This is a genomic window from Bacillus sp. KNSH39 (genome assembly GCF_052656585.1).
This window is the reverse complement of the sequence record NZ_JBQXYO010000001.1, coordinates 4090938-4105000: the sequence shown is the minus strand read 5'-3', so window position 1 is coordinate 4105000 and position 14063 is coordinate 4090938. Positions and strand designations below refer to the sequence as shown.

Below are 14063 nucleotides of genomic sequence, written 5' to 3'. Positions count from 1 at the left end.
TCGTCGTTGTAATTTGGCGACTCAATTATCTTATCATACTACATTTTCAAATGCAAGCACTTTTTTAAGATTTTTTTGATGCGGCCGAGAGGACTTGAACCTCCACGGGGTTTCCCCCACTAGGCCCTCAACCTAGCGCGTCTGCCGTTCCGCCACGACCGCGCGGAAAAAACAAAAGTGAGCCATGAAGGACTCGAACCTTCGACCCTCTGATTAAAAGTCAGATGCTCTACCAACTGAGCTAATGGCTCGTAAATGGCTGGGCTAGCTGGATTCGAACCAGCGCATGACGGAGTCAAAGTCCGTTGCCTTACCGCTTGGCTATAGCCCATCGAAATAATTATCTTCTTTTCAAAGACAAATGTTATTGTAACATAATGTCCAATAAAAAACAACTGCTATATAGCAGAAGTTAAAATGGCGGTCCCGACCGGGGTCGAACCGGCGATCTCCTGCGTGACAGGCAGGCATGTTAACCACTACACCACGGGACCATTTGGTTGCGGGGACAGGATTTGAACCTGCGACCTTCGGGTTATGAGCCCGACGAGCTACCGTGCTGCTCCACCCCGCGACAATACTATTCATATAAAATTATATGGTGGAGGATGACGGGATCGAACCGCCGACCCCCTGCTTGTAAGGCAGGTGCTCTCCCAGCTGAGCTAATCCTCCGAAGTGGTGACCCGTACGGGATTCGAACCCGTGTTACCGCCGTGAAAGGGCGGTGTCTTAACCACTTGACCAACGGGCCAATATGTATGGCAGAGAAGAAGGGATTCGAACCCTCGCACCGCGTTAGCGATCTACTCCCTTAGCAGGGGAGCCCCTTGAGCCACTTGGGTACTTCTCTGTATGGCTCCGCAGGTAGGACTCGAACCTACGACCGATCGGTTAACAGCCGATAGCTCTACCACTGAGCTACTGCGGAATAATGAAGACAATTTGTATCTTATAAAAATTGTCTCTGTAAGTCAAGAAGTTTTTAACAACATCTTGTTCAAACGTGACATGTTTATAATATACTGGATTGCGTTTTTACTGTCAAGATGTTTTCGATATCGGTTTGAGTTTCCCTTTACACTTTCCACAGACATATCTTTTTATATTTATTTGACGCCTTCTTACATATTGAAGTGAACACTCCATACATTCATACTTATAAATCTTTTTTTCCTTCTCTTCATTAATCATTCGTTTACAAAAACGTGGTGCATCAACTTTCTTTAACAACTCACGAAAATCCCTGTCCCTGTGCTTATACCCTCTTCCTGCAATATGTAAGTGATAATGACAAAGCTCATGTTTAATAATCTCGACTAACTCTTCTTCACCATACAATTCGTAATATCGATAATTCAGTTCGATATTATGACTCTTCAATAAATAACGCCCACCAGTTGTACGTAATCTATTATTAAACACCGCTTTATGTAAGAACGGCATCTCAAAGTATTGTAGTGACACTTCTTCCACTAGTCGCTGAATTTCTTGCTCATCCACTCTCATTCCTCCTAAACAAAAAAATATTTTTACACTTTTCTCCCTTCTTATACATATATTAAATAGTACATATACCCATCCTCATGTAAGAAGCGTGGTTTCTAAAAACAAAACATGAATAGAAATCCACTCACCAACCTCTCATCAATAGCATTTTAGATTTTTGAGAGCAGGATTAAACAAGGAGGGATTCCTATGCCTACGTGGCTAAAAAAACAAATGCAACGTGCATATTTCGAAAAAAACCGGTATCAAATTAAGTTATTAAATGAATGCTGGTTTTATTATAGCAAAATACATCAAAGCTCATAATCCATTACACTTTTTATTTCATAAAAAAAGAGCAGTTTCATCTGCTCTCTTCTCTTACTATTCAATCGGCAACATAGATAGTGCAACGCGTCCTTTTTTTGTATCAATATCATCTACCCATACTTTTACAATTTGCCCTACTGATACAACATCTAACGGATGCTTTACAAACTGTTTGCTAAGTTTAGAAATATGTACTAAACCATCTTGCTTTACACCAACATCAACAAAAGCACCAAAATCAACAACGTTACGAACTGTTCCTTCTAGTTCCATACCACGTTTTAAATCTTCTAATTTCAAAATCCCTTTTTTCAAAAGTGGTTTAGGCAACTCATCCCTCATATCTCGTTCAGGACTAATAAGCGCATCTATAATATCAACTAACGTCGGCTCCCCAACTCCTGTTTCTTGAGATAACTTAGAAATCTCTACTTCTTCCAATCTCTTTTGTAATTGCGGTTGTCCTACGTCATCTATCGATAACCCTAGACTCTTCAATAACAATTCAACATTTTTATATTGCTCTGGATGAATACCTGTTCGATCTAATGGATTCGCTCCTTCTAGTATACGTAAGAAACCTATACATTGTTCATAAGTCTTTGCACCTAAACGTGGGATTTTCTTTAATTCCGTGCGCTTCGTGAATTTCCCATCTTCTTCTCTCTTTGCTACAATATTTTTCGCAACAGTTTTCGATAAACCTGAAACATATTGTAACAATGCAACCGAAGCCGTATTTACATTAACCCCAACTTGGTTAACAGCTGTTTCTACTACAAATGTTAATGACTCATTCAGTCTCTTTTGAGATACATCATGTTGGTATTGTCCAACCCCAACTGATTTAGGATCAATTTTCACAAGTTCAGCAAGTGGATCTTGCAGACGTCTCCCAATAGAAACGGCACTTCTCTCTTCAACTTGTAAATTTGGGAATTCCTCACGGGCTAAATCAGAAGCTGAATATACACTAGCACCCGCTTCATTTACAATAATATAAAAGACATCTCGATTCACACTTTGTAATACATCTACTATAAACTCTTCTGTTTCTCTAGATGCTGTCCCATTACCAATTGCAATCATTTCAACTTGATATTTATCTATAATAGAAAGAACTTTCGTTTTTGCATCATCATATTTACGAACAGGTGGATGCGGATAAATAACATCGATATGTAGTACTTTCCCCGTATCATCTACTACAGACAATTTACAACCAGTTCTATATGCCGGATCTACCGCTAGCACGACTTTCCCTTTCATCGGAGGTTGTAATAATAAGTTACGTAAGTTCTCAGAGAAAATATGTATTGCTTGTTCTTCAGCTGTTTCTGTTAATTCTTTACGAATCTCTCTTTCGATTGAAGATTGAATTAATCGTTTATAACCATCTTCAATCGCTAATTGTACATAATGTGCACTTTTCGAATCGTTATCACGAATTACTTTCTTATTTAAGAAGGTTACTATCTCATCTACTGGCGGAACAACAGCAACTCTCAATATATCTTCTTTCTCGCCACGATTCATTGCTAATACACGATGTGGTACTACTTTTTGCAATGGTTCTTCATAACTGTAATACATTTCATATATATTCTTTTCATCTTTTTCTTCATCTTTCACGGAAGAAGACATAACACCTTTTCTAAAAGTAACATTTCGAATCCAACTACGATACGCAGCTTCATCTGAAACCATTTCTGCAATAATGTCTTGTGCACCTTGTAAAGCTTCTTCTGCAGATTGCACTTCTTTCTCTACATTAATAAATTCCACTGCCTTTTTAGCCGGATCTTCTTTCTTATATAACAATAACCATTCAGCTAATGGTTCTAATCCTTTTTCTTTAGCAACTGTCGCTTTCGTTCTTCTTTTCTCTTTATATGGACGATATAGATCTTCTACTTCTTGCAACTTTGTAGCTTTAACAATTTGCTGTCGTAGCTCTTCTGTCAGTTTCCCCTTCTCATCAATAAGACGAAGAACTTCTTCCTTCCTATCTTCAAGTTGCATCATATATTGCCATCTCTCTAAAATCGTACGAATTTGCACCTCATCTAAAGAGCCTGTCCATTCTTTTCGGTAACGAGCAATAAATGGAACTGTGTTACCTTCTTCTGTTAATTGAATAACATGACGAACTTGCTTTTCGGTAAAGCCTAATTCTTTCACTAACATTTTCATTAACGCTTGTCGATTATCTACCATTTCCATATACAACCGTAACCTCCTCTATAATAAAAAAAGTTGCCCTTCAAAGAGAGCAACTTAAACTGCCGATTTAAAAATCTATTAGTCCTAAACTAATTTGTAGCGCTTCATCTACACGAATCATCATCACTTCATCTAAGTGAGTGATTTTGTCCGTTAAGCGCTGCTTATCGATTGTTCGAATCTGCTCAAGTAAAATAACAGAATCTCTCTCAAAACCGTACTTTTTCGCATCAATTTCCACATGAGTGGGTAATTTCGCTTTTTGAATCTGTGCAGTAATAGCCGCTACAATCACCGTTGGACTAAAACGATTTCCGATGTCATTTTGAATGACAAGAACCGGACGAACGCCTCCTTGCTCAGAACCAACAACTGGGGAAAGGTCTGCAAAATACACGTCGCCGCGTTTTACAATCAAAATATTACCCCCCGCTAACTAAGCGTTCTACTGTATGAGCTGCTTCATACTCTGCTAAGAAAGCTTCAGATGCAATACCAAGATTAATTTTTCCCATTTCAATGTACCCACGTCGCATTGATTCATGTTGGTAGCGTTTCTTCGTCTTATGTTGACGCAATAACAATTGTGTTGCCTGGCAAATTAGTTCATGGCGATTCTTATTCTCTTGTTTTCCAATTCCGTCCAATTCCGTTACCATTTGCTTTGGCAACCGAACCACGATTTCAGTAGTTACACTTGATTCGGACACAAAAATACACCTCCACCGTCAACTACACACCCAAATATATATATGACACCTATTGTAATAATACCATTGTATGGAGCCTGTTGCAAAGACTTCCTTATTCCTTGCTTATGTTTTCCAATTCACAAACAAAACATTCATCTTCTTAAATTTTTTATCTCATAACTAACTAAAAACAATAGAACTCCTCTTCAAAACTTACGTGCAACTTATATAAAAAATGATTATAAGTAAAAAGCTTCTCATCAAAAAGAGCTTATTATCCAGCAATGAACAGTCACTCCAATGACAAGAAGCAATCATACTACCTTCTATATATTGTTCAAGTAATTAATTATCTCTACAACCTTACCATTCCGTATAAATATTCTCGGCACACGGAAACTGATCGTTGCAATAATTTCATAATTAATAGTCCCTGAGTATTCCGCAACCTCTGTAGCGCTAATATACTCATCTCCTTGCCTTCCAATAAGCGTAACTTTCGTACCAAGTGGCACTTCACAAGGAAGATGAATCATGAACTGATCCATTGTTACTCGCCCTACAATCGGTACCCTTTTACCATTTATAAGCACTTCAAATCCTTGTAACCTCCTAAGCCACCCATCTGCATAGCCAATCGCTACAGTCGCAATCCATTCTTCAGTTTTCGTTCGGTAGGTGACGTTATAACTAATTCCATCACCTTTAATTACCTGTTTAATATGAGCGACTTTCGTATGAAGTGATAGCGCCGGTTCTAATTCAAATGGTAAAAAAGGACGTATTTCTACAGAAGGAGATAATCCATACATTGCAATCCCAATTCGCACTGCATTAAATGTAATCCCTTGAAAACGTAACGTCGCAGCACTATTAGCTGTATGAACAAACTTAGGATCCACTCCGAATTCTTTCAACCAACTTAACTGCTCTAAGAACGTGTTATATTGCTTATCAAAATACGAAGTCTCAACTTCATCTGCCGTTGCAAAATGCGTGTATACTCCTTCTAACTCTAAAAACGGTGCACCCTCTAAACTCTTTAAAAATTCTTTTAGCTCTTTTCTTTCACGTATTCCAATTCTCCCCATACCACTATCAAAGTTAATATGGAATTTCATTACAGATGAACCATCCCAAAGTTTAATCGCTTCGTCCACCCATTCTTTTTGAAAAACCGTTAGCGCTACATCATTTTCAGCAGCTACATTTACATCACGCGGCGGCGAGGGACCTAACACTAAAATCGGCTCAGTAATACCAGCCCTCCGAAGCACTAAAGCTTCATCTAAAAAAGCAACAGCTAACCTTGTTGCACCTGCTTCTAATGCCGTTTTAGCCACCGGTACATAATCGTGCCCATATGCGTTTGCTTTAACTACAGCAAAAATCTCTACATTACTTGGGATGAACTCTTTAATATGTGTAACGTTGTTATAAATGGCATCTAAATCCACTTCCACCCAAGTGTCACGGTAAAATGGTGCTTCTTCCATAAATACACTTCCTTATACACGATATGCGAAGCTTATTCTTTTATATGCTTCTTTTATGAAATCCACCTTCAAACTAAGAAAAGACGTGGTGCACATATATCACCACGTCTAAGAAGTTTACTTCACCTGCTTCGCTGTAACTGAACGAGCAACCATTAACAGCTCCTTCGGCTCTAAACCTTTAGACACGAGCATATATTCTACTCCGTTATGCGACCACGTTACAGAGTCTTTCGTTAATGCACCAATCGTAAATCCAAGATCAACTGGTTCTCCACTTACACTTACCGCTGATGATGCCTCTGCAACTTTTGCCTTTTCTTGTATTAAAGTAAAGGATTTCTTATTTCCAGTGTATGTGAGTATCGCACGCTTGCCACTGTCTGTCTTCAACTCTTTTTCATCTTGCAGAGTCATACCTTGTGGTGTATCAAGTGGATACAAAATAGCAAACGGTTTGTCTTCTTTCGCTGTTGTTTGAACATCTACCTGCGCTCTAGACATATTTTGTTTCGTATCAAATGCACCTTTATCAAATTTCGCATCGAATTTCACTTTAGAGAAATCTACTTTCACAAGAACATTTTGATCATTATCCATTAACTTCACTGAAACTGGAGTCAAGTCGCTCTTATTCAATGTAATCTCTTGTCTCGGCAACATATTTTGATGTTGATAGTTTGTTTTTGTTTTAAAAATATAATACTTATCTGTTTTCTCAAAAGTAAGGTTTTTCTTGTCCTGCAAAATATCTCTTACAAGTGATTCATATAAATAAGCCTGGCTACTATTTTGCGGCCAATCACTTTGAAAACGGAAGCTCTTATTAAGTGCTGGCGTTAATACAAATACACCTTCTTCATTTCTCAAAATAATTTGGCTCTGATCTTTTTTTGCATTTTTTAAATTCACACGATAAAAAGACGGTTCCTTATGCCAAATCTCTACGTTATACTCTTGAGGCTCATTGCCTGTTTTAATAGATAATTTTGCCTCAGCTTGATAACTTTTCATCCCTTTTACTTTTGATTCTAAATCTCTCACGACATCATCTTGCTTCTTTTCCATACAACCCGCCAACACAAAAACGGTCAACAAACCGACAAGAACTAAAAACAGACGCCTTTTCATCAATTCAGCCCCTTTGCCCCTATAAATGAATGGAAGATGTACCTTCCTTATCGCTACCTCAAATATATGAGACAAAGATATAAAATATGCAGACTAGCGTGACAAGCTTTCTAAAACAACTTGAGCAACAGCAAATTCCTTACTATGACTAATTGATAAATGAACAATATACTCTGTACTTGTAATCAGAATTGGCTTACCTCTTTCATCATTTTTCACTTCAATATCTAAAAAACTCACTTCTTTTCCGATACCAGTACCTACAGCTTTTGAATACGCCTCTTTCGCTGCAAACCTTCCAGCTACAAACTCTGTAAGGCGACTTCCTTTCAGCTCCATAGCAACATTACGTTCATTTTCCGTTAAAATACGTTCCATAAATTTAAGCTTTCCATCTAGCATTTTTTCAATACGATTTAATTCAATAATATCGATACCAATCCCTATAATCATTTCAAAATCCCCTTCTTCTATTTAACTTTCTTCTTTCATATTGATAAGAATAACAGAGAATCTTTCTGATGCAAAAGGGGTGATAGTAACCGTATGCTAATAAGATCCACTCATATTTCTTTACAACCGACTATTCTTACCTTACTGCTTATTCATTTAGTCATGATGATATTAGGCGACTTTTTTCTCTTACCACTGGCAGCCTCTAATGAATATATCGCGAAAGGAGAATGGTGGCGTGTCATAACTTCTCTTCTCGTACACGTAGACTTACAACATTTTCTTTCTAATAGTATTTTTTTGTTTGCTCTTGGTTCTTCTATCGAAAAGCAACTCGGACACTTTTCTTTTTTTATTCTATTTTTTCTCTCTGGAATTTCTGGAAATATTTCTTCTTATATTATTATGCCGCTTGAATATATTCACGCAGGTGCATCAGGTGGTATTTTCGGACTATTAGGTGCACAGTTATTTTTATTGTACAATCGATACCGCTCTTCAAAACCAAAAGAAATTGCCATTTTCTCAATTATGATACTTCTATTACTGCTATTTACTTTCTTTAACCCTTCTGCCAATCCGATCAGTCATTTAACAGGTTTAATAACCGGTGGCATTTTAACCCCTTTTTTAACAAAAAAAAACGATGGTGCAAAGCTTATTTAATATAAAAGCTTGCACCATCGATAATTTCTACATCTACTTGTTCACTTAAATCTCTCATTAATTGAAATAAAGACTCATCCTTCATCTTCGCCTCAATCATACAATCAATTTGCGGAACACTTCCCTTTATCCTTCTTAAAAAAGATAAAAATGCGTCTACATTAATATAATCTGCATGAGCTCTTGGATCTTTTCCCTCTCTAGGGCTAGAGATATGCATTTTAATCGGCAACAAAGACGTTTCCCACGTATGAACAACACGTGCCCAATCTTCATACCAATCTTCTTGCTCATTATTCATCATATGGTGATGCAAGTCAAATACGACGGGAATATCTAATTTTTCTCCTAAATATAATGTTTCCTCTAACGTAAAGGTTGTATCATCATTTTCTAATATAATCATTTCTTGAATACCCCTTGGGACATTCGACCAATTCTCTATAAAGCGCTCTAATGCAAGTTCTTTATCTTTATATCCTCCTCCAACATGCAGTACACATCGTTGCTTATGTTCAATCCCCATGCCTTTTAATAATTTTTTGTGCATCTGCAATGTTTTTACAGATTGTTTAAAAACACTCTCTTCAGGTGAATTTAGTACAACAAAATGATCTGGATGGAAATCAATTCTCATATTCATATGAACTGCATATTCACCTAGTTTTTTTAAATTTTCTTTTAACGGACGAATATAGTTCCACTCTAGCAATTCCTCATGATTCGCTAAAGGAATGAGCTTTGAACTGAGCCGAAAGAAAGATATGTCATGCCCTTTATTATGCTTTAATAAACGTAAACAATTTTCTAAATTGGAATTAGCAATTCTTTCAAGCTTACGAATTGCAGCATCACGATCATCTAATTTCTGAAACTGTGCATACGTCATCGTTTGAGATGGAGATGCATTCTTCAAATGCACACTCATCGCAACGTAACCAAGCCTTACAAGCATATAACAGCCCCTTTTCTATCATAACTATTATGTAGTATGCACAATTATAGAAATAAAAAAAGAGAATGCCCACAAAGGACATTCTCTTTTTTTTATTAAGCTTGTGGACGGCTATGATGTTTTCTTTCGCCGCGTCCATTTGAAGAACCAGGGCGACCTTGGCCTTCACCTCTACGACCACGACTACCACCATCACGATTACGATCGCGGTTACCATCACGATTGCGATCACGGTTTCCGTCACGATTACGTCCATCACGGTTACGGTCACGATTACGTCCATCGCCACCGCCGCGTCCATCACGACTACGATTACGGTTACCATCACGGTATCCGCCTCCGTTACCGCCGCGTTTTTTAGAACCGCCGCCTCTTGAAACAACAGGTGGTTCTGATGTTAAAGCGATCGGAGTTGTATCCGGCTCTTTAGTCATCATTTTTAAAGCAGCAGCTACTACTGTTACAGAGTCATTTTCTTCTAACATTTCTTCTGCAATACGCTTGTAGTATGCTAAGTTTTCATTTTCAATTGTGCTTTGAAGCTTTTCAGCGATTAAACGTTGTTGACCTTCTAATGCCTCGTCAAGTGTCGGTGCATCCATACGGTCCATTTTACGTTTTGTTGTACGCTCGATATTTTTTAATTGTCCTGATTCACGTGGTGTTACAAATAGCATTGCAATACCTTTTTTACCTGCACGACCAGTACGACCGATACGGTGAACGTATGATTCTGGATCTTGTGGAATATCGAAGTTATATACGTGCGTTACGCCTGAAATATCAAGACCACGCGCAGCAACGTCTGTTGCAACAAGAACTTCAATAGAACCTTCTTTAAATTTACGTAATACAGACATACGTTTCGCCTGAGTTAAATCACCGTGAATACCTTCTGCAGCATAACCACGTAAGTTTAATGCTTCTGATAATTCATCAACACGACGCTTTGTACGACCAAATACGATTGCAAGCTCTGGAGATTGAATATCTAATAAGCGTGTTAACACGTCAAACTTTTTCTTTTCTTGCACTTCTAAATAGAACTGCTGAATGTTTGGCATTGTTACTTCTTTTGCTTTTACTTTAATGTGTTGAGGCTCAGTCATGAAACGCTCAGCAATACGGCGGATTGGATCCGGCATTGTCGCTGAGAATAGTAATGTTTGATGTGTTTCTGGCACATCTGTTAAAATTGCTTCAATGTCTTCAATGAAGCCCATGTTTAACATTTCATCTGCTTCGTCAAGAACAACTGTCTCTACGTTTTGCAGACGAAGTGTTTTACGGTTAATATGATCTAAAATACGACCCGGCGTACCAACAATAATGTGTGGGTGTTTTTTTAGAGCACGAATTTGGCGGTTAATATCTTGACCACCATAAATCGGTAAAATACGAACGCGTTTATGCTTACCAATTTTGTATAATTCTTCTCCAACTTGAATTGCTAATTCACGCGTTGGCGCGATAACAATACCTTGAACCGATTCTTTATGTGTATCCACTTTATCTAATAGTGGTAATCCGAATGCTGCTGTTTTCCCTGTACCTGTTTGCGCTTGCCCAATAATATCTTTACCTTGCAATGCATGTGGAATTGTTTCAGCTTGAATTGGTGTAGCCTCTTCAAAGCCCATACTTTCAACAGATTGCAGTAAAGAATCACTTAATCCTAATTCTCGAAATGTTGTCAATGTTACTTCTCCTTTTCTATCCTATACTTATCATTTAAAAAAAGGCGTTTTCCGAATTTGCGGAAAAGCCCTTTTCCTGAATGCTCACGTATATAAACGGGCGTATATTCTTCACGAAAATACTTCTAAACGTTATTACACTTTATCAATTATAAGTTTTGTATGTGTAAAAAGCAAACCCAACTGTTACCTTATTTTCATATTCAGAGTTTTTTTCTTCACTTTTATTTTTTTATATTTACTGTAAGCGCTTATTATAAGTTTCTTCTATTTTCGTAACTATCATCCCTATTTATATACACCAATTATTTCAACATCGTAATTACTTCTTCTAATTTCATACCGCGAGATGCTTTTATTAATACAACATCTTTCACATCGACTACTGCTTGTAAATCTTTTACTAACTCTTCTTTATTATCATACGCCTTTACACGTTCATTAGGGAAATTAATTTTTGCTCCTTCAGCAATTTGAGCCCCTAATCTACCGTATGTGAATACATGTGAGATTTTTGCTGGATCGATTAATTTTCCTACCTCATAATGGAACTGTACTTCTTGATCTCCAAGTTCTAACATATCACCGAGCACAACGATTTTTTTAGCAAAACCATCTAAACCATTCATTAAATGGAATGCTGCTTCCATAGCCGTCGGGCTTGCATTATAAGCATCGTTGATAATTGTTAAACCACTATTTGTTTTCACAATTTCCATACGCATGCCCGTCATTTGAAGTGTTACTAAACCTTCTTTCATCTCTTCCCACGTTACACCAAAATGTTTCGCAATTGCCATTGAAGCAAGTGTATTATACACATTATGTTTTCCTAACACCGGTAAGTAGAATGAAATATTTTCATCTCTATTCATTTTGAAATGTGTCCCAGTTGCTTGTAATGTTACAGTCGTTGGATAATAATCGTTTGCTCTTGCATCACCAAACGTAACCGTTTCTGCTGCTAAATTCATTCCAGGAACACGATTCGTTAATAAAGGCTCATCTCCGTTATATACGAACACGCCACCTTCTTGTAATCCTGTAACAATTTCTAATTTCGCTTCAGCAATTGCCTCACGAGATCCTAAATCCATTAAATGTGCCTCACCAATATTTGTAATGATAGCTGCATTAGGACGAGCTAACTTAGATAAGAATTCAATTTCGCCTCGGCTTGACATACCCATCTCTAATACTGCTACTTCTGTATTTTCTTCTAAGTTTAAAATGGTAAGAGGTAATCCGATATGGTTATTGAAGTTCCCTTCTGTTTTTTGCACTTTGAATTTAGTCGCAAGAAGACTTGTTACAATATCTTTCGTAGATGTTTTACCGTTACTACCCGTTACACCTACAACTTTAACATCCAATTGATCGCGATAGTTTTTCGCTAACATTTGCAATGCCGATAGCGTGTCTTCTACAAAAATAACCGGAAGATTCTCAGGTGGATTCGCTACATCTTTCATCCATAATGTAGCCACAGCTCCATTTTCAACAGCTTTATCTACAAAAGCATGTCCATCGAAGCGCTCCCCTTGAATCGGAACATACAAGTTTCCTTTTTCAATTTTTCTCGTATCAATAGACACGCCTTGAATAGTAATTCCCTCATATTGCTCTGCTAATTCAGTACCATTTACCATCTGTTCCACTTGCTTTAACATTCGCTTTATCATATATAAACGCTCCTTACATAGAGGAAGCACTATTCCTATGAATAGTGCTTCCTCCTTTTTTGTTAGATTGTATATTTAATTTTTTGTTTTTCTTCGTGACGTTCAATCGCTAAACGAATTAGCTCTTCGATTAATTCTGGATACGGTAACCCAGTATGTTGCCATAATAGAGGGAACATACTGAACGGTGTAAATCCTGGCATTGTGTTTACTTCGTTAATATACACTTCTCCATCTTTCGTTAAGAAGAAATCAGCTCGCGTTAAACCTGCACCGTCTAATGATTGGAATGCAATAATCGCATCATGCTTAATTACATTAGATTCTTCTTCTGTCATTTCAGCTGGAATAATTAGCGCCGTATCACCATCGATATATTTCGACTTATAATCATAGAAGTCCTTTTTCGGAACGATTTCACCTACAACTGAACATTTCGGCTCATCATTACCTAGTACCCCAACTTCTACTTCACGACCTACAATATTTTCTTCTACAATAATTTTGCGATCAAATTGGAATGCCTCTACAAATGCATCCTCAAGTTCTTCACGATTTTTACACTTATTAATACCAACACTTGAACCAAGGTTCGCTGGTTTTACGAAGCAAGGATATCCTAACTTATCTTCTACTTTAGAATAAGCTTCCTCACGATTTTTTTCCCATGCACTACGAATGAAGGATGCATATTTTGCTTGTTTTAAACCAGCCTCTGCAAAGATGTTTTTCATAACAACTTTATCCATACCAGCAGATGATGCTAGAACACCATTTCCTACATAAGGGATATTCATTAATTCTAATAGTCCTTGAACCGTTCCATCTTCACCGTTTGGTCCATGTAGTAATGGGAAAATAACGTCAATAGCGTTCTCCTCAGAAGCTGCAGATGGGATAATTTCTGTACTTAATGATAACGGAGAAATCGCATTTTCTGCACCGCTCATTTTTAAAGCTTCAACATCTGTTACTTCGCCTTCAATACGCTCACCACGTACCCATTGACCTTGTTCTGTAATATAAATTGGATGAATCTCGAATTTATCTTGATTTAACGCTTTAATAGCAGCAAGAGCCGTCTGTAGCGAAACTTGATGCTCAGCTGATTTTCCACCATATAATAAACCTAATTTAATTTTCGTCAATGAAATCACCCTAACCAATTGTTTTCATTTTTCTATTTTAGCACTTTTTATAAAAATAGGTAGTTCCTATTTGAAATAAAATGTAACTTCCATAAATAATTA

General features: G+C 37.4%; 13 protein-coding genes and 9 tRNA genes. 2 read left to right on the top strand and 20 right to left on the bottom strand.

Annotation, left to right across the window (positions count from 1 at the left end):
* Positions 1 to 79 precede the first annotated feature (79 nt).
* From ACUL40_RS21110 to ACUL40_RS21065, 10 genes are all read right to left on the bottom strand, one after another.
* A tRNA-Leu gene (locus tag ACUL40_RS21110) sits at positions 80 to 162 on the bottom strand.
* Between the two features lie 16 nt (positions 163 to 178).
* Positions 179 to 251: transfer RNA gene (locus ACUL40_RS21105), tRNA-Lys, on the bottom strand.
* A 5-nt stretch (positions 252 to 256) separates the two neighbouring features.
* A tRNA-Gln gene (locus ACUL40_RS21100) sits at positions 257 to 331 on the bottom strand.
* An 87-nt stretch (positions 332 to 418) separates the two neighbouring features.
* Positions 419 to 494: transfer RNA gene (locus tag ACUL40_RS21095), tRNA-Asp, on the bottom strand.
* Between the two features lie 3 nt (positions 495 to 497).
* Positions 498 to 574, bottom strand: a tRNA-Met gene (locus ACUL40_RS21090).
* A gap of 25 nt (positions 575 to 599) precedes the next feature.
* A tRNA-Val gene (locus ACUL40_RS21085) sits at positions 600 to 675 on the bottom strand.
* A gap of 4 nt (positions 676 to 679) precedes the next feature.
* Positions 680 to 754: transfer RNA gene (locus ACUL40_RS21080), tRNA-Glu, on the bottom strand.
* 8 nt (positions 755 to 762) lie between these two features.
* Positions 763 to 853 (bottom strand) — tRNA-Ser (locus ACUL40_RS21075).
* 3 nt (positions 854 to 856) lie between these two features.
* Positions 857 to 931, bottom strand: a tRNA-Asn gene (locus ACUL40_RS21070).
* A gap of 113 nt (positions 932 to 1044) precedes the next feature.
* Entirely contained in the window at positions 1045 to 1503 is a 459-nt protein-coding gene (locus ACUL40_RS21065; protein ID WP_322372039.1) for a SprT family protein, read from the bottom strand.
* 195 nt (positions 1504 to 1698) lie between these two features.
* Here ACUL40_RS21065 and cmpA point away from each other — a divergent pair, with 195 nt between their 5' ends.
* Positions 1699 to 1815, top strand: a complete 117-nt coding sequence (gene cmpA, locus ACUL40_RS21060) for a cortex morphogenetic protein CmpA (RefSeq protein ID WP_001143642.1) — start codon at positions 1699 to 1701, stop codon at positions 1813 to 1815.
* 57 nt (positions 1816 to 1872) lie between these two features.
* Here cmpA and ACUL40_RS21055 read toward each other — a convergent pair whose 3' ends face one another.
* The 6 genes from ACUL40_RS21055 to acpS all read right to left on the bottom strand — a co-directional run bounded on the left by ACUL40_RS21055 (position 1873) and on the right by acpS (position 7813).
* Entirely contained in the window at positions 1873 to 4041 is a 2169-nt protein-coding gene (locus ACUL40_RS21055) for a Tex family protein (protein ID WP_000426242.1), read from the bottom strand.
* A 67-nt stretch (positions 4042 to 4108) separates the two neighbouring features.
* Positions 4109 to 4459 (bottom strand): type II toxin-antitoxin system endoribonuclease NdoA, encoded by a 351-nt coding sequence (gene ndoA / locus ACUL40_RS21050; protein WP_000635963.1) that lies wholly within the window; start codon positions 4457 to 4459, stop codon positions 4109 to 4111.
* A gap of 4 nt (positions 4460 to 4463) precedes the next feature.
* A complete protein-coding gene (locus tag ACUL40_RS21045; RefSeq protein ID WP_000004570.1) occupies positions 4464 to 4751 on the bottom strand; it encodes an antitoxin EndoAI in 288 nt (95 codons plus the stop codon).
* Between the two features lie 308 nt (positions 4752 to 5059).
* Complete coding sequence (gene alr, locus ACUL40_RS21040; RefSeq protein WP_000390615.1) at positions 5060 to 6229, bottom strand: alanine racemase; 1170 nt, start codon at positions 6227 to 6229, stop codon at positions 5060 to 5062.
* Positions 6230 to 6346: 117 nt separating this feature from the next.
* The gene (locus tag ACUL40_RS21035) at positions 6347 to 7297 is read right to left on the bottom strand and encodes a LolA family protein (RefSeq protein ID WP_002004297.1); all 951 of its coding nucleotides are present in this window, start codon (positions 7295 to 7297) and stop codon (positions 6347 to 6349) included.
* Positions 7298 to 7453: 156 nt separating this feature from the next.
* A complete protein-coding gene (gene acpS, locus ACUL40_RS21030) occupies positions 7454 to 7813 on the bottom strand; it encodes a holo-ACP synthase (RefSeq protein WP_000583416.1) in 360 nt (119 codons plus the stop codon).
* A gap of 93 nt (positions 7814 to 7906) precedes the next feature.
* Between acpS and ACUL40_RS21025 the strand changes: the two genes are divergently transcribed.
* On the top strand, positions 7907 to 8479 hold the full coding sequence (locus ACUL40_RS21025; RefSeq protein ID WP_000908523.1) for a rhomboid family intramembrane serine protease: 573 nt from the start codon (positions 7907 to 7909) through the stop codon (positions 8477 to 8479).
* Here the strand turns inward: ACUL40_RS21025 and uvsE are convergent.
* The 4 genes from uvsE to ACUL40_RS21005 form a co-directional block, all read right to left on the bottom strand.
* Entirely contained in the window at positions 8472 to 9434 is a 963-nt protein-coding gene (gene uvsE, locus ACUL40_RS21020; protein WP_000961166.1) for a UV DNA damage repair endonuclease UvsE, read from the bottom strand. The two genes, ACUL40_RS21025 and uvsE, sit on opposite strands and share 8 nt — an antisense overlap.
* Before the next feature lie 95 nt (positions 9435 to 9529).
* A complete protein-coding gene (locus tag ACUL40_RS21015; RefSeq protein ID WP_000206592.1) occupies positions 9530 to 11131 on the bottom strand; it encodes a DEAD/DEAH box helicase in 1602 nt (533 codons plus the stop codon).
* A 305-nt stretch (positions 11132 to 11436) separates the two neighbouring features.
* On the bottom strand, positions 11437 to 12813 hold the full coding sequence (murF, locus tag ACUL40_RS21010; protein WP_000595957.1) for a UDP-N-acetylmuramoyl-tripeptide--D-alanyl-D-alanine ligase: 1377 nt from the start codon (positions 12811 to 12813) through the stop codon (positions 11437 to 11439).
* A 62-nt stretch (positions 12814 to 12875) separates the two neighbouring features.
* A complete protein-coding gene (locus ACUL40_RS21005) occupies positions 12876 to 13961 on the bottom strand; it encodes a D-alanine--D-alanine ligase (protein ID WP_033696570.1) in 1086 nt (361 codons plus the stop codon).
* Positions 13962 to 14063 lie beyond the last annotated feature (102 nt).

Coding starts and splice junctions, on each gene's coding strand:
- alr (WP_000390615.1), bottom strand. CDS start 6,229: ATGGAAGAAGCACCATTTTACCGTGACACTTGGGTGGAAGTGGATTTA.
- ACUL40_RS21035 (WP_002004297.1), bottom strand. CDS start 7,297: ATGGAAAAGAAGCAAGATGATGTCGTGAGAGATTTAGAATCAAAAGTA.
- ACUL40_RS21025 (WP_000908523.1), top strand. CDS start 7,907: ATGCTAATAAGATCCACTCATATTTCTTTACAACCGACTATTCTTACC.
- cmpA (WP_001143642.1), top strand. CDS start 1,699: ATGCCTACGTGGCTAAAAAAACAAATGCAACGTGCATATTTCGAAAAA.
- acpS (WP_000583416.1), bottom strand. CDS start 7,813: ATGATTATAGGGATTGGTATCGATATTATTGAATTAAATCGTATTGAA.
- uvsE (WP_000961166.1), bottom strand. CDS start 9,434: ATGCTTGTAAGGCTTGGTTACGTTGCGATGAGTGTGCATTTGAAGAAT.
- ACUL40_RS21055 (WP_000426242.1), bottom strand. CDS start 4,041: ATGGAAATGGTAGATAATCGACAAGCGTTAATGAAAATGTTAGTGAAA.
- murF (WP_000595957.1), bottom strand. CDS start 12,813: ATGATAAAGCGAATGTTAAAGCAAGTGGAACAGATGGTAAATGGTACT.